Origin of the sequence: Azospira inquinata (genome assembly GCF_018905915.1) — a bacterium.
Classification (GTDB): Bacteria; Pseudomonadota; Gammaproteobacteria; order Burkholderiales; family Rhodocyclaceae; genus Azospira; species Azospira inquinata.
Genome location: NZ_CP064782.1, coordinates 590,286 through 616,513, shown reverse-complemented (window position 1 = coordinate 616,513; position 26,228 = coordinate 590,286). Strand labels below are relative to the sequence as shown.

The window sequence follows — 26,228 nt, the reverse complement described above, 5'->3', positions numbered from 1 at the left end:
GGCTTTGGCGCTGGGGCGGCGGTGGGTCGTCGCGGATCAGCTTCTGCCTTGGTGGGCTGTGGGCTGTGGGCTGGCCGCACAGCCCACAGCCCACAGCCACAGCCACAGCCACAGCCACAGCCACAGCCACAGCCACAGCCACAGCCACAGCCACAGCCACAGCCACAGCCACAGCCACAGCCACAGCCACAGCCACAGCCACAGCCACAGCCACAGCCACAGCCACAGCCACAGCCACAGCCACAGCCACAAGCCACAGCCACAAGCCACAGCCACAAGCCACAAGCCACAAGCCACAGCCACAGCCACAGCCTTCCCGCGGTAAGCCCCAGCCTTGCTGGCCCCGGCTACCCCTGACCTTTTCTCCCTCGTTTTTCTTAAGCCACCCCGGGGCGGTCCCCGCCCGGTCCCTGGCAAAACCCCCGCCCCCCGGTGGTATGCTCGGGACTTTTCCCGGGCCTGCCCTTGGTGGCGGGGCCCGTTCTCCCACTTTTTGCCAGGTGAGCCATGCCCCGTCTTTCCCTCTCCGCTCTGCCCTTGACCCTTCTGCTTGCCCTGCCCGCCCTTCAGTCCTGGGCCGATGATCTGGATCGCACGCCCCTGGAGGCCACCACGGCCCAGGGGGACAAGGTGCGCCTCTACCCCACGGGGAAATGGGAATACGTGGATAAGGCCAAGGCCGCCGTTGCCCGGGATCAGGCCGCCAAGTACCCGGAAAACCAGGTGCGTCCCATTTCCGCCCAGGGTGGCTGGGTGCCCGGCTCCCGGGCCATCATGCCCGGGGACAAGGATTACAACCGGGGCAGCCTGAATCCCAAGGGCCGCTGATTCTTTTACCGCCCTGCCGCCCTGCCGCCGTGCCGGGCCCTTGCCCGGGGCCGGTGCCAGGGCCCCGTCTGTCTCGGAAAGTTTTGCCATGTCTGATGAACTGGTTTTGCCTCCCATCGTTCGTGCCCCCCGTTTCTGCCCCTATTGCGGCGCCTCCCTGAGTCCCCGGGAGCTGGGGGGGCTGGCCCGGCTGGCCTGTCGGGACGAGTTGTGCGGCTATGTATTCTGGAACAATCCCACCCCGGTGGTGGCGGCCCTGGTGCAATGGCGGGGGCAGATGGTTCTGGCCCGCAACGCGGCCTGGGAGGAGAAAAAGTTCGGCATCATCGCCGGCTTTCTGGAGCGGGATGAATCCCCCGAGGCCGGGGCTATGCGGGAAGTGAAGGAAGAGCTGGATCTGGATTGCCAGCGCTGGTCCCTGATCGGCGCCTACCCCTTCCCCCGGAAAAATGAGGTGATCATCGCCTACCACGTGGAGGCGGAGGGGGAAATTCGCCTTAGCGAAGAATTGTGTGAGGTCAAACTGGTGGCCCCGGATCAGCTCCAGGGCTGGGATTTCGGCACCGGTTTGGCGGTGCGGGACTGGCTGGCCAAGCGCCAGCCGGAGGGCGGGGTTTAGGCGCTGGGGTCAAGCCCCCTGGGCCTAGCACCAGGATTGACGGGTCCTAGGCAGGGCCCCGATGGGCGTTGGTTTTCCGGTGATCCGGAGCCGAAAGTTTTTACGCTGTTGCCAAAGCCCAAAGCCCAAAGCCCAAAGCCAAAGCCAAAGCCAAAGCCAAAGCCAAAGCCAAAGCCAAAGCCAAAGCCAAAGCCAAAGCTACGGCCAAAACTAAGAGCTAAGCCAGGGATTCCTTCCGGGAACCCAATTCAGTGAGCGCCCGGGCCCTAGAACAGGCTGCCGTTGGGGTCCTGGGCCGGGCTGGCGGCGATAATCTGGACCGCCAGCCGGGCGGCCAGACTGACGTATTCCCGGCATTGGACGTGGGCCTGGGTGCGGCAATAGACCTGGCGGCCATCTTCCGTATCCAGATCGCAGCCCAGCAATTCGCTGCACCGGGTACCGCCGCAGGCCTGGCCGAACTCCTGGGTGAGGCGCTGCACTGCCCGGTACACGGGGCTGGCGGAGGCTTGAGGGTCGCTGCGCCCCAGTTCCAGCCCCAGGGCCATGATGGCCCCGGAAAGGGCGCCGCAGGTGCCCCAGGCGCGGGACTGGCCGGTGCAAAAGCCCGTGGCAATGCGGGGAATGAGGGGATTGTCCCGGCCCAGATGATGGCTCAGGGCCAGCAACACGCTTTCGGCGCAGTAATAGCCCTGGTCGAAATGGCGGGCGGCGGCCAGCCCCGGATCCTCCTCCCGGCCCGGCTCCGGCCGGGGCGGGGGGCCATCCCCCTGGCGGGCCAGGGAGCGCACCAGCAGGGCCGTCTGGCCCGGTTCATAGCTGGCGTCATGCAACAGGCGTTGCAGGGGAGCGGGAGGCTGTTCCTGGGAGGCGGGGAGAAAGCCCAGGGTCTCGAAATAGGTGCGGCCGCTGGCGGTGAGGGTGTACAGCTCCCGAATACCCAGATCGTAGGCATGGTCCATGACCCGCTGGTACAGCTGGCGGGCGATGTGCCGTTTGCGGAAACCGGGGCGTACCAGGAGGGAGTGGAAGAGGCCCATGTGGGGGGCGCAGGGGGCCAGGCCGCTGATACCGATCAGGGTCCCGTCCGTTTCCGCCACGTAGAGCACGTCGTCTTCCCGCAGGGGATGGGTGGGTTCCCCTACCGGGGTCAGGGCCAGCAAATGGAGTATGGCCGGATGATCGGCGCCTTGGGCTCGGCGAATCTCGAACATGGGGCTTCCTTTCCGGCCGGAGGGGGCCACGGGGAATCGGTTCGGGAACGGTGGGACGGGAGCTTTCTTTTTATGCCATGGCGCTGGGCCATGCAAGCTGCGGTGCACCAAGGGACGCCCGGACGAGAGCGTTCCTCGCTGCATGATCTTGGGGGTAACAAAAGGCCCGGAAAGGCCGTGCCTAGGGCACGTCAGGGGCCGGACCCAGGCGGGGCCGCTCTTAGCGGGAGTGGTTTTCTTCCAGGGCGGCGGTCCAGGCCAGGGCTTGGGCCTGGGCCTGATTGAGCTGTTCCGGGCTGAGGCCGGGAATTTGGGCCAGAAGGCGGGGAACTTGCTCCAGTTTTTCCTCTTCCAGGCTTTCCACTAGGCGGATCAGTTGGCCCAGGGGCCCCTGGTGTTGTAGCAGGGCCTGGCACACGTCATCCGCCAGATTGGAAATCTGGGCCAGGATGTCTTCCATGGTGAGATTGAAGAGCCCAGGAGTGAGGGACAGGATGCCGGTGAGAAAGGCCTTGTCCCCGTAGGCCGGCAGGTCCGGCTGCTGGGCCCCGGCCAGAATTTCCATGAGCCGGGCTCGGGTGGCGGCCAGTTGCAGCAGGGGGGTGGCGTAGGTGATGCCGCTGGGGTCGGTGTACAGCAGCAGTTGTAGCCAGCGTTGCAGCTGGCGGCGCCCCAGCAGGGTGATGGCGTGGCGCAGGGAGTCGATCTGGGCCCGGGCGCCCACGGCGGCGGAATTGGCCAGGCGCAGGAGATTGATACTGAGGCCCGGCTCCCGTTTGAACAGGCTTTCCAGGGCCGCGGTTTCCGCATCGTCCAGCACCTGGGTAAGAATTTTCAGGAGGGAGAGACGGGCGTGGCCCAGGCGGTGGCCGGTGAGAATATCGGGCCGGGCGAAGTAGTAGCCCTGGAAGTAGCGGAAGCCCAGGGCCCGGCAGCGTTCCATCTGTTCCCGGGTTTCCACCTGCTCCGCCAGCAGTTCCACCGGGTAGGGGGCCAGGGCGGCCACCAGTTCATTGAGGCTGTCTCCCGGCAGGGCGCCGATCACCACCTTGACGATGTGGGCCAGGGGCAGCAGGGCCTGGACCGCCGGGGTGAGGGCGGTGACGTCGTCCAGGGCCAGGGTGAAGCCCGCCTGACGCAGGCTGGCGCAGCGTTCCAGGAGGTCGGCGGTAAGGGGCACGTCTTCCAGGATTTCCAGCACCACCTGATCCTTGGGCAGAAGTTCGGAGGCGCTGCTGTCGAGAAAGGCCTGATCCACGTTGATGAAGCCCCGGTGCTGGCCCAGGGCGTCCCCCAGCCCCAGTTCCCCGAAGGCGTAGGCCACCACGGTGGCGGTGGCGGAGAGGGAATCGTGCACCAGGGCCCGATTGGGATTGGGCCCGGCCCGGAACAGCAGTTCGTAGCCGTAAAGCTGCTGCTGGCTGTCCAGGATGGGCTGGCGGCCCAGGTAGATGGGGGGTGCGGAAACCGGGGCGACCACGGATCAGCGTTCCTGGGTGAGCCGGTTGGCCCAGGACAGGGCCTGGGCCAGGCATTCGCTGACACTGCGGGGGCGCAGGCCCGGCAGCTGGGTGAGCAATTCGGCGCAGTCCATGTCCTGATCTTCCTCCAGCTTTTCCGTAAGAGAGAGAAGGTACCCCAGTTCCGTACGCCGTTCCAGCAGGGCCAGATGGACGTCCTGGGGCAGGGACAGGGGGGCTAGGATATCGGCCATGGGCTGGCCGATGACCGTGGGCAGTAGGGAGAGGATGCCGGCCATGAAGGCCCGGTCCGGCAGGTCCCGGTCCCGGCTGCGCAGCCGCTCCGCCCCCAGCTCCATGAACCGGCCCCGGGTGGCGGCCAGTTGCAGCAGGGGGCTCAAAGGACCCCCGTCCGGATTGGCGTAGAGCAGGAGTTGCAGCCAGCGTTGCAGCTGGCGCCGGCCCAGGATGGTGATGGCATGGCGTACCGAGGCAATGCGCACCGCCAGGCCGCTGGCGCAGGAATTGGTGAGGCGCAGAAGATTGATGCTGAGCCCGGGTTCCTGCTTGAAGGTGCGCTCCAGCACATGGGTGTCCGCATCGGTGAGAATCAGGTTGAGCAGATTCAGCACCGAAAGGGCGCCGTGGGAAAGCTTGCGGCCTTCCAGCAGGGTGGGGCGGGCGAAGTAATAGCCCTGGAAATACTGGAAGCCCAGGTCGAAGCAGTGCTCCATCTGCATCCGGTCCTCGATTTTTTCCGCGAGGAGCTTTTTGTGCAGGGGCTTTAAATGGCAGGTGAGAAGGAAAAGCTCATGGTTGTTCAGGAGCTGGTGATCCACCTTGAGAATATCCACCTCCCCGGCCAGGGGCAGGTGGCTGTCCGGGTAGCGGGCCACGCCCCCCAGGGCGAAGGAAAAGCCCTTGCGCCGCAGCTGGCGGCAGCGCTGGATCAGTTCCGGGTCCGCCGGGGTTTCGGCGGCCAGTTCCAGGACCACGCTCTCTCCGGGCAGGATTTCCACCGCTTCGGAGAGGAGAAAGGCCGGGTCCGCGTTAATGTGGGCCCGGTAGGGGCCCAGCACGTCGCCGAAGGAGAGTTCGCCGAAGGCGTGGGTGACCACCTGGGCGGTGGCCAGCTTTTCGTCCTGGACCATGGCCCGGTTGGATTTGGAGCCCCGGAACAGGAGTTCATAGGCCACCAGCTGCTGGTCCCGATCCAGAATAGGCTGACGGGCGAGGAAAATTTCCGCGCCCGCCAAGGCGTCCGGGTGGGGGGGCAGCTGTTCCGGGTCCATGGCTTAGAAAGGCAGGCTTAAGCCGGGCCAGGCGGCGTTGAGGGCGGTCCGGAAATCGGCCTGGATGCGGGCCAGGGCGGCGTCGGAGTCAGCCTCGAAGCGCAGCACTACCACCGGGGTGGTGTTGGAGGGCCGGGCCAGGCCGAAGCCGTCCGGATATTCCACCCGCAGGCCGTCGATGGTGATGATTTCCCGGGCGGCGGGGAACTGGGCCTGGGCCTTGAGCTTGTCCAACAGGGCGAAGGGTTCCCCCTCCTGCATTTTGATGTTCAGTTCCGGGGTGGCGGTGGAATTGGGCAGGGCTTTCAGCACGGCGTTGGCGTCCGGGCTGCGGGAAAGGATTTCCAGCAGCCGGGTGCCGGCGTACAGGCCGTCGTCAAAGCCGTACCAGCGCTCCTTGAAAAACACGTGGCCGCTCATTTCCCCAGCCAGGGGGGCGCCGGTTTCCTTGAGCTTGGCCTTAATCAGGGCGTGGCCCGTGTTCCACATCACCGGTTCGCCGCCCTTTTCCCGAACCCAGGGGGCCAGGAGCCGGGTGCATTTCACGTCGTAAATCACCTGGCCGCCGGGCACCCGGGAGAGCACGTCGGCGGCAAAGAGCATGAGCTGGCGGTCGGGGAAAATGATTTCTCCGTCCTTGGTCACCACCCCCAGCCGGTCCCCATCCCCGTCAAAGGCGATGCCGATTTCCGCATCCGTTTCCTTCAGGGCCCGGATCAGGTCTTGGAGATTTTCCGGCTTGGAGGGGTCCGGGTGGTGGTTGGGAAACTGGCCGTCCACCTCGCAGAACAGGGGCACCACTTGGCAGCCCAGGCGGCTGAAGAGCTGGGGCGCCACGGCGCCGCCTACCCCGTTGCCGCAGTCCATGGCGATTTTCATGGGGCGGGCCAGCTTCACGTCCCCCAGAATCCGTTCCAGATAGGCGGGCACCACATTGGTGTGGCTCAGCTGGCCTGAGCCCTGGGTCAGGCGCCCCCCTTCCACCCGTTGGCGGATGGCCTGGATGGCTTCACCGGCCAGGGTTTCTCCACCGATGACCATTTTCAGACCGTTGTAGTCCGGCGGATTGTGGCTGCCGGTGACGGAAACGCAGCTATTGCAACCCAGGTGGTGGGCGGCGAAATAGGTGACCGGAGTGGGTACGCAGCCGATGTCGATCACGTCCATGCCGGCGGCCTGGATGCCTTCGGCCAGGGCTTCGGTCAGTTCCGGACCGGAGAGGCGGCCGTCCCGGCCCACCGCAATGGCGGTCTGGCGCCGTTCCCGGGCCAGGGAACCGAGGCCCTGGCCGATGGCCCGGACCACGTCCGGGGTCAGGGTTTTACCGACAATGCCGCGGATGTCGTAGGCCTTGAAAATTTCGGCGGGAAGGGAGGGAGTACTCATGACCATCAGTCTCACTGGGGAATTTCGTTGCGGAAAAAATGGAGCAGGCGATGGGGCAGCCAGTCCAACCGTCCCGGCAGAGTGCCGGCGACAAAGCCCACATGGCCGCCTTCGCCGGGCAGTTCCAGATGCACCTGGGGTGACACCTGGGCCGGGGAGGGAAGGGCGGCGGCGGGAAGAAAAGGGTCGTTGCGGGAATTTAACACCAGGGTGGGGACCCGGATGGCGGCCAGCCAGGGCTTGCTGGAGCAGCGCCGCCAGTAGTCGTCCGCATTGGCAAAGCCGTGCATGGGGGCGGTGACCGCCTCGTCGAAATCGTGGAGATTGCGGGCGGCCTTGACCCGGGCCGTATCCAGCAGGCCGGGGAAGTGCTGGGCCTGAAGCAGGGCGCGGCGTTTCAAAGTGCCCATGAAATTGGCGGTATAGAGCCGGTTGAAGCCCCGGGCCAGGGCATGGCCGCAGAGGGTGAGGTCCAGGGGGGCGCAGACGGAGGCGGCGCCCTGGATCAGGGCTTGGGCGGTCTCCCCCCGTTCCCCCAGCCATTTGAGCAGGGCGTTGCCCCCCAGGGAGACCCCTACGGCGTAGAGGGGTGCTTGGGGATAGCGCTGCCGGAAGCGTTCCAGCACCCACTGGATTTCCGCCGAATCCCCGGAATGGTAGGCCCGGGGCAGCCGGTTCAATTCCCCGGAACAGCCGCGAAAATGGGGTACGGCCCCCTGCCAGCCCAGGTGGGTCAGGGCCCTCATGAGGCTGACCGCGTAATGGCTGCGGGAACTGCCTTCCAGGCCGTGGAAGAGCACCACCAGGGGCGTGGCCGGGTCCTGGGCTGTGATCGGGACGGGGGCGGATAGCCAGTCCACGTCGATGAAATCCCCGTCCGGGGTATCCCAGCGCTCCCGGGTGTAGGCCGGAGGACGGGGCTTGATGAGCAGGGGGTAGATGGTTTGCAGATGCCCGCCGGGCAGCCAGGCCGGGGACCGGTAGGCGGAGTAGGGGGGCAGGGGCTTACGCGGGGAGGTCTTCCGCATGGGGGTCAGTGCAGTACCCGGGGGACCTCCCCCAGGCTGTCGGGCAGCTCGGGGGCGTTGGAAGCGTGGTGGGACAGGAGGCGCCAGCCGTCCCCGCCCCGCACATAGACGTTGGTGGCCAGAACCGGCTCCACTTCGGCGTCGCCTCCCGGGATCAGGAATTGTTCGTGCAGGCTGTGGATGGCCAGCAGACCGCCCTGCCAGCGGATGCGCTGGAGCAGGCGGACGCTGAAGTTGGGGGCCTGGCTGAGGATCTGCTGCCAGGTTTCCCGGATCTGGGCGTGGCCGGTGAGCCGGGGGCTGCCGGGGTGGATGCAGACCACATCCTCGTCGTCGGCCCAGACCGCCATCAGGGCTTCCAGGTCGCCCCGCTCCCAGGCTTCGTAAAAGGCGTTTTCCACCTCCTCCGGGGTGGCAAAACGGGGGCTGTCACTCATGACCGGGCCTCCTCTATGGCGGCCAGCACCTTCAGGGGGCCCAGGTCTTCCAGACAGCGCAAATGGCCCAGGGGGCATTCCCGCTTGAAGCAGGGGGAGCATTCCAGGCCCAGGGAGAGAACCCCCGCCTTGTCCGACAGGGGCGGGGTGAAGCCCGGGGAGGAAGAGCCGTAGAGGGCAGTGAGGGGGCGGCCCAGGGCGGCGGCCACGTGCATCAGGCCCGAATCGTTGCAGACCACATGATCCGCCTGGGCCAGGAGGTCGATGGCCTGATCCAGCCGGGTGCGGCCGCAGAGATTGCGTACCCGGCCCGGGGCCAGGGCGGCGATTTCTTCCCCCACGGCCTTGTCCTTGGGGGAACCCAGGAGCCACACGCACCAGCCCTGTTCCCCCAGAAGGGCGGCCAGGGCGGCGAAATGGCGGGGGGGCCAGCGTTTGGCCGGGCCGTACTCGGCCCCGGGGCAGAACACGGCCAGTTTGATGGGGCGCTCCAGTTCCAGGGCGTCCAGGGTGGCCTGGCGCTGGTCCGGATCGCTGATCAGCCGGGGCTGGGGCAGGGGCCGGGCCAGGGCGGCACCCGGGGCTTCCGCCAGCTGAGCGAAGCGCTCCGCCATCAGGGGGGTGGCCTTTTTGTCCAGGGTGTGGCGCCGGTTCAGAATGCCGTAGCGGGCTTCCCCGGTGTAACCCACCCGCAGGGGAATACCGGCCATCCAGGGGATGAGGGCGGATTTCAGGGAATTGGGCAGCACCCAGGCGGCGTCATAGCCCTGGGCGGCCAGTTGCCGGGCCAGGTGCCAGCGTTCCCCCAGGGCCAGCTGGCCGTGGGCGAAGGGACTGGCGTGGGTGTGCCGGATTTCCGGCATCCGGGCCAGGACGGGGGCCACCCAGGTGGGGGCCAGGGCGTCCAGCTCCAGATCGGGATGACGTTCTTTCAGCCGCTGAAATAGGGGCTGGGCGAGGACGGCATCGCCGATCCAGGCGGGGGCGACGATCAGGCCTTGCATAGGCGGGAGAGGAAGAGGCGGGGCGGCGACCGGTGGGAGCGGCAACGCGAGGCGCGTTCCGGACCCGGGCTGCCGCCCCGGCGAGCCTTAGTGGTGGCCCTTGGGCAGTTCGCCCTTGAAGACGTAGTGGGCGCTGCAATAGGGGCAGGTGACTTCCCCCGTTTTGGTGACATCCAGGAATACCCGGGGATGCCGGGCCCACAGGGGGGCCTCGGCGGTGGGGCAGTGGAGGGGCAGGTCGGCGGCGGTCACTTCGACCGTCAGGGCGTCTTGCTTGTCGCTCATGGGGGAGGTCTCCTTAAACCAGGGCCAGCCAGTCGGCGTGGGTGTCGCTGCGGCCATTCACCAAGTCGAAGAATTTGTCTTGCAGGGCCTTGGTCACCGGGCCCCGGTGGCCGACGCCGATGACCCGGTCGTCCAGTTCCCGGATCGGGGTGATTTCGGCGGCGGTACCGCAGAAGAAGGCTTCGTCGGCGCTGTACATTTCGTCCCGGGTGATGCGCTTTTCCACCACCTTGATGCCCATTTCACCGGCCAGCTGGATGATGGTGTCCCGGGTGATGCCTTCCAGACAGGAGGTCAGGTCCGGGGTGTAGAGCACGCCCTTGCGCACGATGAACACGTTTTCCCCGGAACCTTCGCAGATGTAGCCTTCCGGGTCCAGCAGCACGGCTTCGTCGTAACCGGCGGCGGTCACTTCGTTATTGGCTAGGATGGAATTCAGATAGTTGGCGGAAGCCTTGGCCCGCACCATGGCGATATTCACGTGGTGCCGGGTGTAGGAGGACACCTTGATGCGGATACCCCGTTCCAGGGCTTCTTCGCCCAGGTAGGCACCCCAGGGCCAGGCGGCGATGGCCACGTGCACCTGGGCGCCCTTGGGGGACACCCCCATCTTTTCCGAGCCGTAGAAGGCGATGGGGCGCAGATAGCAGGATTCCAGCTTGTTTGAACGCACCACTTCCTTCTGGGCTTCGTCCAGGGTCTGGGCGTCAAAGGGCATCTTCATCTGGAAGATGTGGGCGGAGCGCATCAAGCGGGCGGTGTGGTCCTGGAGACGGAAAATGGCGGTGCCCTTGACGGTCTTATAGGCCCGCACCCCTTCAAATACGGCCATACCGTAATGGAGGGAGTGGGTGAGAACGTGGGTGCTGGCTTCCCGCCAGGGCACCAACTTGCCGTCCATCCAGATAAAACCGTCACGATCCGACATAGACATGTTGCTTCTCCAATTCGCTTGCGTATTTTCTAAAGCTCAGGATTCTAGCCGATTTCGACCCCGCCTGCATGGGCGCCCCCCGGGGCGGGGCGGGGCAAGGGGGGGCTAAGGCCCGGCCCACGGGGCGTTTGCGAGGGGTGGCGGGGGGCGGAGCGGCGCCTGCCGGTCCCGGCCCCACCTTCCCGGAAGCAACAAGGTAAAATGCGTCTTTTGCTTTTTCGACACCCCCATGACCCGTTGGAAACCCCATGTGACCGTGGCCGCCGTAGTGGAGCGGGACGGTCGCTTTTTGTTGGTGGAAGAGGAAACCGAATTCGGCCTCCAGTTCAACCAGCCCGCCGGACACCTGGAAGAAGGGGAAAGCCTGGTGGACGCCTGCATCCGGGAAGCCCTGGAAGAAACCGCCTACCATTTCCGGCCCACGGCCCTGGTGGGCATCTACCGCTGGCCCCATCCCACCAAGGACATGACCTATCTGCGCTTCAATTTCGCCGGGGAAATCACCGGGGAAGAGGTGGGCCGGGCTCTGGACGAGGGGATTGTGGCGGCCCGCTGGATGACCCTGGACGAAGTCCGGGCCACCGCCGCCCGGCACCGTAGCCCCATGATCCTGCGCTGCATTGAGGATTACGCCGCGGGTAAGCGCTATCCCCTGGACCTTCTCACCGACAATCCCCAATGATCGGACGTCCGGTTCCCTGGCTGTTGGGCTTGGCCCTGGTGCTCTCCGGCCCGGTCCGGGGGGCGGAACCGACGGCCACGGTCTGCTACGACTATGGCTGCCGGATGGAGACCGCCGTTCCCTTTCCCCCCGCGGTGCTGGCGGCCGCCGCCGCGCCCCTGGTCGGGGTAAAGGATGCCGCCGCTGAACGGGCGGCCCTGGGGGAGGTGATTGGCCGGCTCTACCGCTATGCGGGGACCCGTACCCCCATCTGGCAGGACAAGGGGGGCAATACGGAGGATGACGGGGTGGAAGGGCGCATGGACTGCATCGACCACTCCACCACCACCACCCATTTTTTGGAAATGCTGGTGGCCTCCGGTCGCCTCCGCTTCCACACCATTCAGCCCCGGGTCATGCGCAGCCGCTTCCTGGTCATGGACCACTGGACGGCGGTGCTGCGGGACAAGGCCAGCGGGGAACTGTATGCGGTGGATAGCTGGTTCGGCGACAACGGGGACCCGGCGGAAGTGCTGCCCCTGGCGGACTGGCGGGCCGGGCGGGATCCGGAGGTGATCCACCGGAGCCTGCCCGGGGAACCGGGCCAGCCCCTGCTCCAATATCCCCGGGAAATGGTGGAAGGGGACCCGGTGCCCCCGGGCCCGGTCCCCGCCAAGGTACCGGCGCCCATCAAGGTGGGGGCGCCCGCCAAGGCAGGGGCTCCCACCAGGGGCGGACTGCTGCCCGAGGCGCTCCAGGCCGCCCTGGCCCGTTTGGCGGCCAAGCAAACACAGGTAAAGGAAAAACCATGAAGGAAAAGACCGTAGTGGTGGGCATGTCCGGCGGGGTGGATTCCTCCGTGGCGGCCCTGCTGCTGAAGCGCCAGGGCTGGAAGGTGATCGGCCTGTTCATGAAAAACTGGGAAGACGACGACACGGAGGAATACTGCTCCTCCCGCCAGGATCTGATCGACGTGATGAGCGTGGCGGACACCATCGGCATTGACGTGGAAGTGGTGAATTTCGCCCAGGAATACAAGGAACGGGTGTTTTCCGAATTTCTCCGGGAATACCAGGCCGGGCGCACCCCCAATCCGGACGTGCTGTGCAATTCGGAAATCAAGTTCAAGGCCTTCCTGGAACACGCCCTCACCCTGGGGGCGGACAAAATCGCCACGGGCCATTACGCCGGGGTGCGGGAAGTGCCCAGCCCCAGCGGCCTGGGGGTGGAGTACCAGCTCCTCAAGGCGGAGGACGGCACCAAGGATCAAAGCTATTTCCTCCATCGCCTGAACCAGGCCCAGCTTTCCAAGGCTCTCTTTCCCCTAGCCGACGTGTATAAGCGGGATGTGCGCAAAATGGCTCTGGACGCCGGTCTCCACGTGGCGGCTAAGAAGGATTCCACGGGCATCTGCTTTATCGGAGAACGGCCCTTCAAGGACTTCCTCATGCATTACCTGCCCCCCAAGCTGGGGGAAATCCGGGATCTGGATACGGATCGGGTCCTGGGGGAACACGACGGTATGACCTACCACACCTTGGGCCAGCGCAAGGGCTTGCACATCGGCGGCCTCAAGGGCAGCGGCGGGGAACACGACGCCTGGTTCGTGGCCCGCAAGGACGTGGCCCGCAACATTCTTTATGTGGTTCAGGGCCACGACCATCCGGCCCTCTACCGGAGCGAGCTGGAAGCCCGGGATTTGTCCTGGGTGGCGGGCCGGGCGCCCCATGCCCACTGGGTGTACAACGCCAAAACCCGCTATCGCCAGGAGGATGCCCCCTGCGAGGTGGAACGGGTGGGGGATGAGGCCTGCACGGTGAAATTTGCCGAACCCCAGTGGGCGGTCACCCCGGGCCAGTCCGTGGTGCTTTATGAATCCCGGGTCTGCCTGGGAGGCGGCATCATCCAATGAGCGCTCCCGAATTGCAGCCCTCTCGGGACCCAGGGGAATCCCGGGACAGCGTGGCCGGGTTCCTTTCCCCCCGTACCCTGCGCCTCTCCCTGATTACCGTCATTCTGGCCGTGCTGGGCTATCTGGCCCTGTCCGTCTGGGCCGGTTGGGATGCCATTGCCGCCGCCCTGAACCGTATTGGCCCTGGGGTGGCCCTGGGCCTCTTGGCCCTCTCTCTGGTCAATTACTCCCTGCGTTTCGTACGCTGGCAGCATTACCTCCATCTCCTGGGCGGTGCGCCGGCCTGGCGCCCCAGCCTGCGCATCTATTTCGCCGGTTTTGCCCTGACCACCAGCCCGGGCAAGTTGGGGGAACTGCTCCGGGGCGCCCTGCTCAAGCCCTATGGCATCGGCCTTTTGGCCAGCACGGCGGCGTTTTTCTCGGAGCGGTGCGCCGATCTCATGGGCATCCTCATTCTCTCTTCCCTGGGTTTCTGGCATTACCCGGCGGGAGCCAGCCTGCTTCTGGCCATTGTGGCCGGGGTGGGGGTACTGCTCTTTGCGGTCCAATACCCGGGCTGGATTGCCCTGGTGGAACGGTGGAGTGAGGGGCGCCGGGGCCGGATCTTTGTGCTGCTGGGCCATCTGTGCCAGCTGGTGCTGAGCTTCCGCCGCTGCTTCGCCTGGCCCACCCTGGCCCTGGCCCTGGTGCTGGGGGTGGCGGCCTGGGGGGCGGAGGCCTTGGCTTTTCATTGGCTGCTGGTGCGCCTGGATTGCCAGGTGAGCCTGCCCATGGCGGTCTTTATTTACTCCTTTGCCATGCTCATCGGCGGCCTCTCCTTCCTGCCCGGCGGGCTGGGGGGTAGCGAGGCGGTGATGATCGGACTGCTGGTCTGGCAGGGGGTGGCCCATCCCCTGGCGGTGACCGTGACCCTCATTACCCGTCTGGCTACCCTGTGGTTTGCCGTGGTCCTGGGCATTGTGGCCCTGGGGCGGCAGCAGCGGGAAATCCGTCTTTCCGGAGCGTCTTCATGAATCCCTATCCTTCCTGGGGCAATCTGCCTTCCCGGCCGCCCCGGCGGGTGTTTCCCCTGGCGGATCGCCATGCCCTTCTGCCCCGGGATGAGGTGAGCCTCATTCCCCAGGGTAACGGCCGCAGTTACGGGGACGTGTGTCTGAACGGGGACGGCGGCCTGGTGCTGACCCGGGCCCTGGACCGGTTCCTCTTTTTCGATGCGGCCACGGGCGTTTTGCGTTGCGAGGCCGGGGTGCTGCTGTCCGACATCCTGGCCCTGGCCGTGCCCCAGGGCTGGTTTTTGCCGGTCACCCCGGGGACCCAGTTCGTTACCGTGGGAGGCGCCATCGCCAATGACGTCCATGGCAAAAATCACCATGGGGCGGGCACCTTCGGCTGCCATGTGGGGGGGCTGGAGCTGCTGCGCAGCGACGGTTCCCGCAGCTGGTGCTCCCCGGAGGTGAATCCGGAGTGGTTCGCCGCCACAGTGGGGGGCCTGGGTCTTACCGGCCTGATTACCTGGGCCGAGTTGCGCCTGATCCCCATTCACCATCCCTTCCTCTCCGTCACCAGCACCCGCTTCGGCAATCTGGACGAATTTTTCGCCATCAATCAGGAGGCGGAGGCCCAACACGCCTACACGGTGGCCTGGATCGACTGCCTGGCCAAGGGGCCCCAACTGGGCCGGGGCATTTTCATGGCCGGGGATCACGCCGGGCCGGTTTCCCGCTTGCCCAAATACCGCAGCCATCCCCGCAATGTGCCGGTCCAGCCCCCCATTTCCCTGATCAATAATCTGAGCCTGCGGCTCTTTAACGCGGTTTATGCCCGCAAGCCCCTGGGGCGGCCCGGGGGGCTGATGCACTACGAGCCCTACTTTTATCCTCTGGACGCGGTGCTGCACTGGAACCGGCTCTACGGCCGCAAAGGCTTTTACCAGTACCAGTGCGTGCTGCCCCCGGCAGTGGGGCGGGACGGGGTGGCGGCCATGCTCCGAGCCATTGCCAAAAGCGGCCAGGGCTCCTTCCTGGCGGTGCTGAAAACCTTTGGGGACGTGTCCAGCCCGGGCATGCTCTCCTTTCCCCAGCCTGGGGTTACCCTGGCCCTGGATTTCCCCAATCTGGGGGACAAGACCCGGCAGCTCTTCCAGGTGCTGGACAGCCTGGTGGCCCAGGCCGGGGGGCGCCTCTATCCGGCCAAGGACGCCCGTATGCCCGCCAGCCTGTTCCGCCAGGGTTATCCCCAGTGGGAACGCTTTCAGAACTTTATCGACCCCCAATTTTCGTCCGACTTCCGGCGTCGGATGATGGAGTAAGCCATGAGCAATATCGTCATCGTCGGCGCCACCTCGGCCATTGCGGAACGCTGCGCCCGTCTCTGGGCCACCCTGGGCAATTCCCTGCTGCTGGTGGGGCGTAATCCCCAGCGCCTGGAAGACATTGCCACGGATCTTAAGGTCCGGGCCGGGGGCCAATCCTGCACCATTGCCACCTATGTAATGGACGCCACCGATGTGGCTGCCCACGGGGCCCTGTTACAGCATGCCCGGGATACCCTGGGGGAAGTGGATGTGCTCTTCATCGCCCACGGCACCCTGCCGGATCAGGTGGCCTGTGAAGCCTCGGTGGAAAAGACCCTGGCGGAAATCGCCAACAACGGCACCAGTGTGGTGGCCCTGGCCACCCGCTTCGGCCAGTATTTTGCCGAGCGGGGGCGGGGCACCCTGGCTGCCATCGGCTCCGTGGCCGGGGACCGGGGGCGTCAGAGCAACTACGTCTATGGGGCCGCCAAGGGTCTGGTGGACCATTTCTTCCAGGGCCTGCGTAATCGCCTCTTTCCCCTGGGGGTGCGGGTGCTGCTGGTGAAGCCCGGCTTTGTGGATACCCCCATGACCGCTGCTTTCCCCAAGGGCCCCCTGTGGGCCAAGCCGGAAACCGTGGCGGCCCGCATCGTGGAAGCGGTATCGGAAGGGGACGACGTGGTCTATGTGCCCAGCTTCTGGCGCTTCATCATGTTCATCATCCGCCACGTGCCGGAGACCATTTTTAAGCGTCTCAAGCTTTGAGGGACGGTCACGGCCGGTGACCGTGAACGCAAAAGCCGCCGAATGCGGCGGCTTTTTCTTTGGGGGCCTGGAGGCTTATTCCTGGGGCACCGTCTCGGCGAAGGAGGGGCGTTGCATGAGCTTTTCGTACACCCGGGCCAGTCCCGGATGGGCCACCCGCCAGTCGATATCGGGGAAGCGGAAATCCAGGTAGCCCAGGGCTACGCCCACGGCCACATCGGCCAGGGAGAAGTGGGTACCCATACACCAGGTACCTTCCCCCAGTTCCCCGGCCATAAAGTCCAGGCTGCGGGTGATTTTTTCCCGCTGACGCTTGATCCAGGCCGGGCTTTTTTCGTTCTTGGGGCGCTTGCCTTCCAGGAAGGCGGCTACCCCGGCCTCACAGACCCCGTCCGCCAGGGCTTCCCAACGCTTCACTTCCATCCGCTCCCGGTTGGGGGCAGGCATGAGCTTGTTGTTGGGGGTGACGTTGTCCAGGTATTCCACAATGACCCGGGAATCGAACATGGGGCTGCCGTCATCCAGGATCAGGACCGGAATTTTGCCCAGGGGATTCACATCGGGAACATGGGTGTCGGGAGTCCAGGGGGAGTCGATCTGGAATTCCGCTTCGATTTTCTTTTCCGCCAGCACGACGCGGACTTTGCGTACGAAGGGGCTGGTGGTTGTGCCGATCAGTTTCATGGGCGCTCTTGTAGGGAACTGCCGGGGCTAGGATAAAGGCTTTATGGAACGAGCCGATCTGGTGTCGCTATGTCATTTTTGTTGCGCCCCGATTATAGCATCGGCGGGCCCTTCTGCCGTGTTCCCGGCGTTTTCGCCGGGGTCGGGGGAACGGCCGGTTTGCCCGGAGGGAGCCCCGACAGGTAAAATTCCGCCCTCGTTTCAATAGGATGCTATTCATGTCTTTCACTGCTCTTACAGCCCTGTCTCCCCTGGACGGCCGCTACGCCGCCAAGGTGGATGCCCTGCGTCCCCAATTTTCCGAATACGGGCTGATCCACCGCCGCCTGCAGGTGGAAATCGAATGGCTTAAGGCCCTGGCCGCCGAACCCCATTTCGCCGAAATTCCGGCCTTTTCCCCGGCCACCGTGGCGGAACTGGATGCCTTGGTAGGGGCTTTCGGCCCTGAACAGGCGGCGGAAGTGAAGGAAATCGAGGCCGTCACCAACCATGACGTGAAGGCCCTGGAATACTGGATCAAGAAGCGCCTGGCCCATAACCAGGAAGTGATGAAGGTGGGGGAATTCATCCACTTCGCCTGCACTTCCGAGGATATCAACAACCTGTCCCACGCCCTCATGCTCAAGGCGGCCCGGGAAGAGGTGCTGCTGCCTACCCTGGGCAAGGTGGTGGAACGGCTGCGGGAACTGGCCCATCTGCTGGCCGAAGTGCCCATGATGGCCCGTACCCACGGCCAGCCGGCTACCCCCACCACCCTGGGGAAGGAAATGGCCAACGGCGCCTATCGCCTGGGCCGGGCTTACAGCCGCATTGCCGGGGTGTCCCTCACCGCCAAGATCAACGGGGCAGTGGGCAACTACAACGCCCACCTGGCCGCCTACCCGGGCTTTGACTGGGAAGGCTTCGCCAAGCGCTTTGTGGAAAGCCTGGGGCTGGAATTCAATCCCTACACCATCCAGATCGAGCCCCACGACGCCATGGCGGAGCTTTTTGACGCCTACGCCCGGGCCAACACCATCCTCATCGACCTGGACCGGGACGTGTGGGGCTACATTTCCCTGGGCTTCTTCAAACAGAAGGTCAAGGCCGGGGAAGTGGGCTCTTCCACCATGCCCCACAAGGTCAATCCCATCGACTTCGAAAATTCCGAAGGCAATCTGGGGCTGGCCAACGCGGTGCTGCGCCATCTGGCGGAAAAGCTGCCTATCTCCCGCTGGCAGCGGGATCTGACCGACTCCACCGTGCTGCGCAACATGGGGGTGGGTCTGGGTTACACCCTCCTGGGCTACGATTCCCTGCTCAAGGGCTTGGGCAAGCTGGAAGCCCGGCCCGAGAACATGCAGACGGACCTGGACGCCAACTGGGAACTGCTGGCCGAGCCCATCCAGACCGTGATGCGCCGCTACGGCATTGCCAATCCCTACGAAAAGCTGAAGGAACTGACCCGGGGGCATCGGGTTTCCCGGGAAGACATGCAGAATTTCGTGCGCAGCCTGGAGATTCCGGAGGCCGCCAAGGAATCCCTGTTGCAGCTTACCCCCTGGGATTACACGGGTAAGGCTGCCGAGCTGGCCAAGCGTATTTAACCCGGGCCGGGGGCGGTGCCGCCTCCGCCTTCCCTGCTTTGAAAACGGCCTTGCGGGGCCGTTTTTCTTTCCTAACCCCAAACCGGAGTTCCTTCCATGAGTTTTGCCGAAAACCTGAAAAAACTACCCGGCGTTTCCCATCTGTCCGCCATCAACCTGCTGGATGGGGAGGGCAACGCCGTGGGCCTGATCGAAAACAAGCCGGGCAGCCAGGGTTCCCTGGCGGTCTATAACCACTTGGCCCAGACCTATGGGGCCATTACCCCCCAGGCGGCGGAAAAAGGGGTGGAACTGTTTGCCGAACATGGGGAAGATGCCAAGCGCCATCCGGGCAAGCACCCCAATATCGACCGGCTGCTGCAAGTGATCGCCAGCGGCGCCACCCTGCGGGTCAAGCACGTTTTCAATCTCTAGGCGGGATGGGCTGGCGTTCCTCAGCGTTCCTTTTACCTATCTTTACCATCCCCACGGCATGACCCGGGGGTGGGGGCTCTATAATTTACCCAGAAGAAACGGGCTTCCCGTCCGGGAAGACCCTTCCGCTCAACCCAACCTGGAGGTATCACCCATGAAGTCTTCTTCTTTGCTCGTTTCCCTGGTGCTTGGCGCCACCCTGGTCGGCAGTGCTTCCCTGGCCCTGGCCCGGGAAAACATGAGCCCCACCGATGAAGCCATTGTCACCCGGCAGGCCGGTTACAAGTTCATGGCCTGGAACATGGGCAAGATCAAGGGAAATCTGGCGGGCAACTACAACAAGGAACAGGTGGCCGCCGCTGCCAACACCATTAACGCCATCGCCAATTCCGGCATGGGCGCCCTCTATCCCGCCGGTTCCGACAAGGCTGGTGCCGGGGTGCATACCCATGTGAAGCCCGAACTCTTCAAGCAGCCGGAAAAGGTGAAGGAACTGGCCATCGGCCTTTCCAAGGCCACCAACGAACTGGCCCGGGCTGCTGCCAGCGGTGATGCGGGGGCCGTCAAGGTGGCCTTCGGCAAGACCGGGGAAGCCTGCAAGTCCTGCCACGACAAGTTCCGGGAAAAGGAATAAGCCCCGGGATTTCACCCCAGCGGGCTCTTGGTCCTAGTGGCCAAACCGCTGTGACCAAAGAAAAAGCCGCCCTTGGGCGGCTTTTTCTTTGGGGCGGAGGAAAGGGGTTTCCTGACGCCTTTCCCCGTGCCTACCAGTCCTGATTGCTGGTGGTGGGGGGCGGGGCGGGCAGCCAGGTGCCGCTGGCGCCCCATACGGCGGCCAGGGCCAGGACCAGGGCCACGATAAAGGCCACTAGGCGGCCGCCCTGGGCATCCGGCGTCCCTGCGGGGGCGGGAGCTTTGCCGGTAATCATGGGGCGTACCAGGTTGTGGTGGCGCATGTGGAAATAGAAAACGATGGCGGCCACGTGGAGCACGATCAGGCCGGTGAGCAGATTGCCGCACAGCTCGTGGATGCCCGAGAGGGTATCGGACAGGTCCTTGCCCGCCAGGTTGAAGAGATAGCCCTGGAAGGCGATGTCGTCATTGGCGAAGAGCCCGGTGCCCACCTGGCAGGCGGTCAGGGCGAGGAGGGCGAAAACAGAGAGGGCCCCCAGGGGATTGTGGCCCACGCCTTGCCATTGGCCTTTCAGGTAGCGGCGGATACCGGCGGGGGTGGGGAAAAAGGTGGCGAAGCGGGCGTAGGTGGAACCGATAAAGCCCCACACCAGGCGGAACACTACCAGGCCTACCACCAGCAGGCCCAGACGGCCGTGCCATTCAATGGCGTTGCCCCCCACATGGCCGGTGACGATGGCGGCGATGACGGCGGCGGCCAGGGTCCAGTGGAAGAGGCGGGTGGGCAGGTCCCATAATTTGATTTGCTGTGTGTCACTCATGGGGATACTCCGAAGGAGAAAAGAAAAAAGGCCTTCACGCCAAAGAGCATGAAGGCCTGTCCGGTACGACTGGCGCGCCTTAGACGCAGGCGCCGTCGGAACTCACGTTGGGGTCCTTGGCCTTGAGGGGCTTGATGAACTGCTCCCGGGAAACCCCCAGCCACATCACCAGGGGGCTGGCCACCAGCACGGAGGAGTAAATCCCGAAGCAGATGCCGATGGTCAGGGCCAGGGCGAAGTAGTGCAGGGTTTCGCCGCCGAAGACCAGCATGGAGAGCACCATCATCTGGGTACAACCGTGGGTGATGATGGTCCGGGAGATGGTGCTGGTAATGGCATGGTCTAGCACCTCATGGGTGCTTAAGCCCCGCACCTTGCGGAAGGTTTCCCGCACCCGGTCGAACACCACCACGGATTCATTCACCGAATAGCCCAGCACGGCCAGGACCGCCGCCAGCACCGAGAGGGAAAATTCCCACTGGAAGAAGGCGAAGAAGCCCAGGATGATCACCACGTCGTGCAGGTTGGCGATGATGGCGGAAATGGAGAAGCGCCATTCAAAGCGGAAGGCCAGGTAGATGATGATGCCGATGACCACCAGGAGCAGGGCCAGGGCCCCGTTGGTGGCCAGTTCCTGACCCACCTGGGGCCCCACGAATTCCACCCGGCGCAGGGAGGCGGAAGCGTCCTCGGCGTGGAGGGCGCCCATGACGGATTCACCCAGCTTGGCGGTGTTCTGTTCGCCCTTCAGGGGCAGGCGAATCAGCACATCCTCGGAGGAACCGAAATTCTGCACGGAGAAATCGCTGTAGCCCGAGTGTTCTAGGGCGCCCCGCATTTTCTCCAGATCGGCGGCCTGGCTGTAATGGACTTCGATCAGGGTGCCCCCGGTGAATTCCACGGACAGGTGGAGGCCCCGGGTGGCGAGGAAGAAAATGGCCGCTACGAAGGTAATCGCCGAAATGACGTTGAACACCAGCGCATGGCGCATGAAGGGAATGTCTTTGTGAATGCGGAAGAATTCCATGGCGGTTTCCTTACTTGGCGCTGCCGGCAACGTTGCCGGGCTTCCAGATTTGGCCGATGGCCAGTTTTTCCAGCTTGCGACGGCGGCCGTAGATCAGATTCACCAGGGACCGGGAGACCACCACGGAACTGAACATGGAGGTGAGGATGCCCAGGCAGTGGACCACGGCAAAGCCCCGGATGGGGCCGGAACCGAAGGCCAGGAGCATGATCCCCACAATCAGGGTGGTGATGTTGGAGTCGATGATGGTATCGAAAGCCCGTTCGTAACCGGCGGAGATGGCCGCCTGGGGACTGGCCCCGTTACGCAGCTCTTCCCGGATCCGCTCGTTGATCAGCACGTTGGAGTCGATGGCCATCCCCAGGGTCAGGGCGATAGCCGCGATCCCGGGCAGGGTCAGGGTGGCCTGCAACATGGAGAGAATGGCCACCAGGAACAGCAGGTTGGAAGCCAGGGCCGCCACGGAGACCATGCCGAAGACCATGTAGTACAGGATCATGAAAATGGCGATGGCGGAGAAGCCCCACAGATTGGAGTGGAAGCCCTTCTTGATGTTGTCCGCGCCGAGGGACGGGCCGATGGTCCGTTCTTCCACGATGTCCATGGGGGCGGCCAGGGAACCGGCCCGGAGCAGCAGGGCGGTGTCGCTGGCTTCCTGGGTGCTCATCTTGCCGCTGATCTGCACCCGGCCGCCGCCGATTTCACCCCGGATCACCGGAGCGGTCACCACTTCCCCCTTGCCCTTTTCGATGAGCAGGATGGCCATGCGCTTGCCCACGTTATCCCGGGTCACGTCCTTGAAAATCCGGGCGCCGGCGGAATCCAGGGTGAGGTGCACCGCCGGTTCGTGGGTTTGGCCGTCGAAGCCGGGTTGGGCGTCCGTGAGCCGATCCCCGGTGAGCACCACCTGCTTCTTCACCAGGATGGGCAGGCCGGCCCGCTCCGAATAGATTTCGTCGCCGAAGGGCGTCTGTCCGGCCCGAGCGGCTTCAATGGCGCTGGGATCGTCATCCACCATGCGGATTTCCAGGGAGGCGGTGCGGCCCAGGATGTCCTTGGCCTTGGCCGTGTCCTGCACCCCGGGGAGCTGCACCACGATACGGTCAGCGCCCTGTTGCTGGATCACCGGCTCGGCCACGCCCAGTTCGTTAATCCGGTTGTGCAGGGTGGTGATGTTCTGCTTGATGGCGAAGTCCTGGATGCGCTTGATGGCTTCCGGCTTCATAGTGGCGTAGAGCTTCAGATCGGAGCCGCTGCCGCTTTCCGCCAGTTGCAGATCCGCCTGATTGTCTTCAATGGCGGTCTGGGCAGCCTTCAGGGTGTCTTCGTCCCGGAAGCGGATGATGACCCCGCTACCCTGCCGGTCAATGCCCGCGTGGCGGATGTTCTTGTCCCGCAGCAGGCTGCGCAGGTCGGCGGCGGTGGAATCCAGACGCTTGGTCAGGGCCCCCTGCATATCCACTTGCAGCAGGAAGTGCACCCCGCCCCGCAGGTCCAGGCCCAGGTACATGGGCAGGGCGCCCATGCTGGTGAGCCATTGGGGAGTGGCGGAGAGCAGATTCAGGGCCACCACGTATTCCGGGTTGGCCGGATCGGGATTGAAGGCTTTTTCCAGTAGATCCTTGGCTTTCAGCTGGGTATCCGTATCCCGGAAGCGGGCCTTGACCCCGTTGCTGTCCAGGAAAATGCCTTCGCTGGTCACGCCCGCGTCTTTCAGGGTGCCTTCGACCCGGGCCAGGAGCTGGTTATCCACCTTGATGGTGACGTGGGTGGGGGAGACCTGCACCGCCGGCGATTCGCCGAAGAAATTGGGCAGGGTGTAAAGGAAGCCGATCACCAGCGCCACGGCAACGGTGATGTATTTCCAGAGGGGGTAGCGATTCATAGTGTGTTTCTTCGCGCAAGAAAAGAGGCGCGGCCAAAAACAACGGGCGGGAATTGCTCCCGCCCTGGCGTCGCGTTCTTAGAGGGACTTCAGAGTGCCTTTGGGCAGAATGATCTGCACGGCGGGCTTTTGCACCACGATTTCCGTTTCCGGAGCAATTTCCACGTGGACGTATTCCTCGCCCACCTTGGTTACCCGGCCGGCAATGCCGCCCTGGGTCACCACTTCGTCACCCTTCTGCATGGCGCCCAGCAAGGCTTTGTGTTCCTTGGCGCGCTTCATTTGGGGGCGGATCATCAGCAGCCAGAAAATGGCGAAAATGACGATCATGGGCAGAAAGGACATGATCCCACTGACGGGATCGGTAGCGGCGGCCTGGCCGGCCTGTTGCGCATAAGCGGCGCTAATCAGCACGGTCTAACTCCTCTCGGATTGGTGATGGATTAAACGGGCCATTGTACCACCGGTCCATGACCCTGCCGTGTCGGTGGAATGCCCCCTGACGCCTAGGCCAGGGGCCCTCTCGCCCGGTCCGTGGCAAAGCGTTGCCGGTATTCCGTCAAACGCCCGGCGGCAATGGCTTCCCGCAGTTCCCCGGTGAGTACCTGGTAATAGCGCAGGTTGTGGATGGTGTTGAGCTGGGCCCCCAGGATTTCCCCTACCCGGAACAGATGGTGCAGGTAGGCCCGGGTGAAATTGCGGCAGGTATAGCAGTCGCAGCTTTCGTCCAGGGGACGTAGATCCTGGCGATAGGCGGCGTTTTTGATCTTCACGTCGCCATAGCGGGTGAATAGCCAGCCGTTGCGGGCGTTACGGGAGGGCATGACGCAGTCGAACATATCCACCCCCTGGGTCACCCCTTCCACTATGTCTTCCGGCGTACCCACCCCCATCAGGTACCGGGGCCGGTCGGCGGGGAGGCGGGGGGCGATGTGGCCCAGCACCCGGAACATGTCCTCCTTGGGTTCCCCTACGGAAAGACCGCCGATGGCGTAGCCGTCGAAGCCGATCTGGGTGAGTCCGGCCAGGGATTCGTCCCGCAGGTCTTCATACATGCCGCCCTGGACAATGCCGAAGAGGGCGTTGGGATTTTCCAGTCGGTTGAATTCGTCCCGGGAGCGCTTGCCCCAGCGCAGGGAGAGGCGCATGGAATCCGCCGCCTGGTCCCGGGTGGCGGGGAAGGGGGTGCATTCGTCAAAGCTCATCACAATGTCCGAATTGAGGACCTTCTGAATGGCCATGGACACTTCCGGGGTGAGGAAGAGTCGGTCCCCGTTCAGGGGAGACTGGAATTTCACCCCCTCTTCGCTGATTTTGCGCAGAGCCCCCAGGGAAAAGACCTGGAAGCCGCCGGAGTCGGTGAGAATGGGCTTTTCCCAGCCCATGAAACGATGCAGGCCGCCATGGGCCTGGATGACTTCCAGCCCCGGCCGCAGCCAGAGGTGGAAGGTGTTGCCCAGACAGATCTGGGCCTGGATGTCCCGCAGCATCTGGGGCGTCATGGCCTTGACCGAGCCGTAGGTACCCACGGGCATAAACACGGGGGTTTCTACAACGCCGTGGGCGAGGGTGAGGCGGCCGCGCCGGGCCTGTCCGTCGGTGGTGAGTAGTTCGTAGTGCATGGCAAGTCCTGGTAAAGCGGCGGCCGGGAAAGGGCGCCAAGGGTGGTGCCGGATCAGGGAAGGGGCAAAGGCCCCATCTTAAGGGGAAAAGGGTGGGTGAAGGGTTCCAATCCCTCCGCCTCCGTCGGGGTAAGGCTCCTGGCCTTAAGGGGAAGAGGACGGGGTGCCCGAAGGCGCCCTGGGCTCCTCAGCCCTGGGTCGGCGCCGCCTTTTCCAGCAACATGGCGTCCCCATAGCTGAAAAACCGGTAGCGCTCTGCCACCGCGTGGGCGTAGGCCCGGCGGATGGGTTCCATGCCCGCAAAGGCGGAAACCAGCATGAGCAGGGTGGAGCGGGGCAGGTGGAAGTTGGTGATGAGCCGATCCACGGTCTGGAAGCGATAGCCCGGGGTGATGAAAATGTCCGTTTCCCCGCTCCCCGCCCGTACCGTGCCGTCCCCCAAGGCAGCAGCCTCCAGGGTGCGCATGGAGGTGGTGCCCACGGCGACGACCCGGCCGCCCCGAGCCCGGGTGTCCCGAATGGCCTGGGCGGTGGCTTCGGGCACGTTGTAACGTTCGCTATGCATCTGGTGGTCCGCGATGCGGTCTTCCCGCACGGGCTGGAAGGTGCCGGCCCCCACATGGAGGGTCAGCCAAGCTTGTTGGATGCCCTGGGCGGCCAGGGTGGCCAGCAGGGCCTCATCGAAATGGAGCCCGGCCGTGGGGGCGGCCACGGCCCCCGGGTGTTTGGCATAGACCGTCTGATAGCGGGACTGGTCCTCCGCCTCCGGCGTGTGGGTAATGTAGGGGGGCAGGGGCAGGCGGCCGTGGGCTTCGGCCAGTTGCCACAAATCCCCATCCCCTGGCGCTAGCTCCAGCTCGAAAAACTGGCCTTGGCGGCCGGTGCAGGTGAGGGCGAAGGCTTCATCCAGAATCAGCCGGGAGCCGGGCTTGGGGGATTTGCTGGCCCGCACTAGGGCCAGGGCGTGATGGGCGTCCACAATGCGCTCCAGCATCACTTCCACCTGGCCGCCGCTTTCCTTGCGCCCCAGCAGGCGGGCCTTGATGACCTTGGTGTCATTGAAGACCAGCAAATCCCCCGGGGCCAGGAACTGGGGCAGGTCGGCAAAATGCCGGTCCTCCAGTTGGTTACCGTCCACATGGAGTAGGCGGCTGGCGGTGCGTTGGGCGGCCGGATGCTGGGCAATCAATTCCGGGGGAAGGGGAAAATCGAAATCGTCGAGGGTAAGTTCGGAGGCTGACATGAAAAAATACGGTGGATGGTTTTAACGGCTTGTGGGGCCGGGGGGAATAAGCGATAATGCGCGCCTTCCCCAGCCCGGGAAATCTCCCGGCGCTTCTCATGCCGAGGTGGCGGAATCGGTAGACGCAGCGGATTCAAAATCCGCCGTTGGTAACAACGTGAGGGTTCGAGTCCCTCTCTCGGCACCAAATTCCCT

28 protein-coding genes and 1 tRNA gene are annotated in these 26,228 nt (G+C 64.6%); 12 read left to right on the top strand and 17 right to left on the bottom strand.

All coding sequences use genetic code 11. From position 1 onward, the window contains the following. Positions 1-36: 36 nt before the first annotated feature. The gene (locus Azoinq_RS02760) at positions 37-276 is read right to left on the bottom strand and encodes a hypothetical protein (protein ID WP_216126610.1); all 240 of its coding nucleotides are present in this window, start codon (positions 274-276) and stop codon (positions 37-39) included. Positions 277-507: 231 nt separating this feature from the next. On the opposite strand from Azoinq_RS02760, the gene Azoinq_RS02755 reads away from it, so the two are divergent. Further along, a complete protein-coding gene (locus Azoinq_RS02755) occupies positions 508-828 on the top strand; it encodes a hypothetical protein (RefSeq protein WP_216126613.1) in 321 nt (106 codons plus the stop codon). 88 nt (positions 829-916) lie between these two features. Then, positions 917-1,447 carry an NUDIX domain-containing protein gene (locus tag Azoinq_RS02750; RefSeq protein ID WP_216126615.1) on the top strand — a complete coding sequence of 177 codons (531 nt, stop codon included), beginning with the start codon at positions 917-919 and terminating at the stop codon, positions 1,445-1,447. A gap of 266 nt (positions 1,448-1,713) precedes the next feature. Here the strand turns inward: Azoinq_RS02750 and Azoinq_RS02745 are convergent, their stop codons facing one another. The 9 genes from Azoinq_RS02745 to Azoinq_RS02705 form a co-directional block, all read right to left on the bottom strand. Beyond that, positions 1,714-2,661, bottom strand: coding sequence for a C-GCAxxG-C-C family (seleno)protein (locus Azoinq_RS02745; RefSeq protein ID WP_216126616.1), 948 nt, complete (start codon positions 2,659-2,661; stop codon positions 1,714-1,716). A 220-nt stretch (positions 2,662-2,881) separates the two neighbouring features. Next, a complete protein-coding gene (locus tag Azoinq_RS02740) occupies positions 2,882-4,141 on the bottom strand; it encodes an EAL and HDOD domain-containing protein (protein ID WP_216126618.1) in 1,260 nt (419 codons plus the stop codon). 3 nt (positions 4,142-4,144) lie between these two features. Beyond that, on the bottom strand, positions 4,145-5,413 hold the full coding sequence (locus tag Azoinq_RS02735; RefSeq protein WP_216126620.1) for an EAL and HDOD domain-containing protein: 1,269 nt from the start codon (positions 5,411-5,413) through the stop codon (positions 4,145-4,147). A 3-nt stretch (positions 5,414-5,416) separates the two neighbouring features. Further along, positions 5,417-6,799 (bottom strand): phosphomannomutase/phosphoglucomutase, encoded by a 1,383-nt coding sequence (locus Azoinq_RS02730; RefSeq protein ID WP_216126622.1) that lies wholly within the window; start codon positions 6,797-6,799, stop codon positions 5,417-5,419. An 11-nt stretch (positions 6,800-6,810) separates the two neighbouring features. Further along, the gene (locus tag Azoinq_RS02725; protein WP_216126631.1) at positions 6,811-7,827 is read right to left on the bottom strand and encodes a hydrolase; all 1,017 of its coding nucleotides are present in this window, start codon (positions 7,825-7,827) and stop codon (positions 6,811-6,813) included. Positions 7,828-7,832: 5 nt separating this feature from the next. Further along, entirely contained in the window at positions 7,833-8,264 is a 432-nt protein-coding gene (locus Azoinq_RS02720; protein ID WP_216126637.1) for a YybH family protein, read from the bottom strand. Then, the gene (gene waaF / locus Azoinq_RS02715) at positions 8,261-9,268 is read right to left on the bottom strand and encodes a lipopolysaccharide heptosyltransferase II (protein ID WP_216126643.1); all 1,008 of its coding nucleotides are present in this window, start codon (positions 9,266-9,268) and stop codon (positions 8,261-8,263) included. Before waaF ends, Azoinq_RS02720 begins: the two co-directional genes overlap by 4 nt. 87 nt (positions 9,269-9,355) lie before the next feature. Then, positions 9,356-9,553 carry a zinc-finger domain-containing protein gene (locus Azoinq_RS02710; RefSeq protein ID WP_216126647.1) on the bottom strand — a complete coding sequence of 66 codons (198 nt, stop codon included), beginning with the start codon at positions 9,551-9,553 and terminating at the stop codon, positions 9,356-9,358. A gap of 13 nt (positions 9,554-9,566) precedes the next feature. Beyond that, a complete protein-coding gene (locus tag Azoinq_RS02705) occupies positions 9,567-10,487 on the bottom strand; it encodes a branched-chain amino acid transaminase (protein ID WP_216126650.1) in 921 nt (306 codons plus the stop codon). A 229-nt stretch (positions 10,488-10,716) separates the two neighbouring features. Between Azoinq_RS02705 and Azoinq_RS02700 the strand changes: the two genes are divergently transcribed. The 6 genes from Azoinq_RS02700 to Azoinq_RS02675 are packed head-to-tail and all read left to right on the top strand — an operon-like array spanning position 10,717 to position 16,118. Beyond that, positions 10,717-11,169, top strand: a complete 453-nt coding sequence (locus Azoinq_RS02700) for an NUDIX hydrolase (protein WP_216126659.1) — start codon at positions 10,717-10,719, stop codon at positions 11,167-11,169. Next, positions 11,166-11,960: a hypothetical protein gene (locus tag Azoinq_RS02695; RefSeq protein ID WP_216126660.1), complete on the top strand. Its 795-nt coding sequence runs from the start codon at positions 11,166-11,168 to the stop codon at positions 11,958-11,960. The genes Azoinq_RS02700 and Azoinq_RS02695 overlap by 4 nt, the downstream gene beginning before the upstream one ends. Beyond that, on the top strand, positions 11,957-13,060 hold the full coding sequence (gene mnmA, locus Azoinq_RS02690) for a tRNA 2-thiouridine(34) synthase MnmA (protein WP_216126676.1): 1,104 nt from the start codon (positions 11,957-11,959) through the stop codon (positions 13,058-13,060). The genes Azoinq_RS02695 and mnmA overlap by 4 nt, the downstream gene beginning before the upstream one ends. Next, positions 13,057-14,073, top strand: a complete 1,017-nt coding sequence (locus tag Azoinq_RS02685; RefSeq protein ID WP_216126679.1) for a lysylphosphatidylglycerol synthase transmembrane domain-containing protein — start codon at positions 13,057-13,059, stop codon at positions 14,071-14,073. The genes mnmA and Azoinq_RS02685 overlap by 4 nt, the downstream gene beginning before the upstream one ends. Next, positions 14,070-15,368 (top strand): FAD-binding oxidoreductase, encoded by a 1,299-nt coding sequence (locus Azoinq_RS02680; RefSeq protein ID WP_216126693.1) that lies wholly within the window; start codon positions 14,070-14,072, stop codon positions 15,366-15,368. The genes Azoinq_RS02685 and Azoinq_RS02680 overlap by 4 nt, the downstream gene beginning before the upstream one ends. A gap of 3 nt (positions 15,369-15,371) precedes the next feature. Beyond that, a complete protein-coding gene (locus tag Azoinq_RS02675) occupies positions 15,372-16,118 on the top strand; it encodes an SDR family oxidoreductase (RefSeq protein ID WP_216126706.1) in 747 nt (248 codons plus the stop codon). Positions 16,119-16,193: 75 nt separating this feature from the next. Here the strand turns inward: Azoinq_RS02675 and Azoinq_RS02670 are convergent, their stop codons facing one another. Beyond that, complete coding sequence (locus tag Azoinq_RS02670; protein ID WP_216126707.1) at positions 16,194-16,802, bottom strand: glutathione S-transferase; 609 nt, start codon at positions 16,800-16,802, stop codon at positions 16,194-16,196. Between the two features lie 218 nt (positions 16,803-17,020). Between Azoinq_RS02670 and purB the strand changes: the two genes are divergently transcribed. From purB to Azoinq_RS02655, 3 genes are all read left to right on the top strand, one after another. Continuing rightward, positions 17,021-18,388: an adenylosuccinate lyase gene (gene purB / locus Azoinq_RS02665; RefSeq protein ID WP_216126709.1), complete on the top strand. Its 1,368-nt coding sequence runs from the start codon at positions 17,021-17,023 to the stop codon at positions 18,386-18,388. 96 nt (positions 18,389-18,484) lie between these two features. Beyond that, positions 18,485-18,802: a DUF2322 family protein gene (locus Azoinq_RS02660; protein ID WP_216126711.1), complete on the top strand. Its 318-nt coding sequence runs from the start codon at positions 18,485-18,487 to the stop codon at positions 18,800-18,802. Between the two features lie 154 nt (positions 18,803-18,956). Further along, positions 18,957-19,436 carry a c-type cytochrome gene (locus Azoinq_RS02655; protein WP_216126714.1) on the top strand — a complete coding sequence of 160 codons (480 nt, stop codon included), beginning with the start codon at positions 18,957-18,959 and terminating at the stop codon, positions 19,434-19,436. Positions 19,437-19,566: 130 nt separating this feature from the next. Here Azoinq_RS02655 and Azoinq_RS02650 read toward each other — a convergent pair whose 3' ends face one another. From Azoinq_RS02650 to queA, 6 genes are all read right to left on the bottom strand, one after another. Then, positions 19,567-20,256 carry a cytochrome b/b6 domain-containing protein gene (locus Azoinq_RS02650; RefSeq protein ID WP_216126730.1) on the bottom strand — a complete coding sequence of 230 codons (690 nt, stop codon included), beginning with the start codon at positions 20,254-20,256 and terminating at the stop codon, positions 19,567-19,569. Positions 20,257-20,335: 79 nt separating this feature from the next. After that, positions 20,336-21,283, bottom strand: coding sequence for a protein translocase subunit SecF (secF, locus tag Azoinq_RS02645; RefSeq protein WP_216126732.1), 948 nt, complete (start codon positions 21,281-21,283; stop codon positions 20,336-20,338). Positions 21,284-21,293: 10 nt separating this feature from the next. Then, positions 21,294-23,168 carry a protein translocase subunit SecD gene (gene secD, locus Azoinq_RS02640; RefSeq protein WP_216126734.1) on the bottom strand — a complete coding sequence of 625 codons (1,875 nt, stop codon included), beginning with the start codon at positions 23,166-23,168 and terminating at the stop codon, positions 21,294-21,296. Positions 23,169-23,246: 78 nt separating this feature from the next. After that, positions 23,247-23,582, bottom strand: a complete 336-nt coding sequence (gene yajC, locus Azoinq_RS02635; RefSeq protein ID WP_216126736.1) for a preprotein translocase subunit YajC — start codon at positions 23,580-23,582, stop codon at positions 23,247-23,249. A gap of 92 nt (positions 23,583-23,674) precedes the next feature. After that, positions 23,675-24,790, bottom strand: a complete 1,116-nt coding sequence (tgt, locus tag Azoinq_RS02630) for a tRNA guanosine(34) transglycosylase Tgt (RefSeq protein WP_216126746.1) — start codon at positions 24,788-24,790, stop codon at positions 23,675-23,677. Positions 24,791-24,977: 187 nt separating this feature from the next. Continuing rightward, the gene (queA, locus tag Azoinq_RS02625) at positions 24,978-26,033 is read right to left on the bottom strand and encodes a tRNA preQ1(34) S-adenosylmethionine ribosyltransferase-isomerase QueA (RefSeq protein ID WP_216126749.1); all 1,056 of its coding nucleotides are present in this window, start codon (positions 26,031-26,033) and stop codon (positions 24,978-24,980) included. Positions 26,034-26,133: 100 nt separating this feature from the next. Here queA and Azoinq_RS02620 point away from each other — a divergent pair. Next, a tRNA-Leu gene (locus tag Azoinq_RS02620) sits at positions 26,134-26,220 on the top strand. The last annotated feature ends 8 nt before the right edge of the window (positions 26,221-26,228 follow it).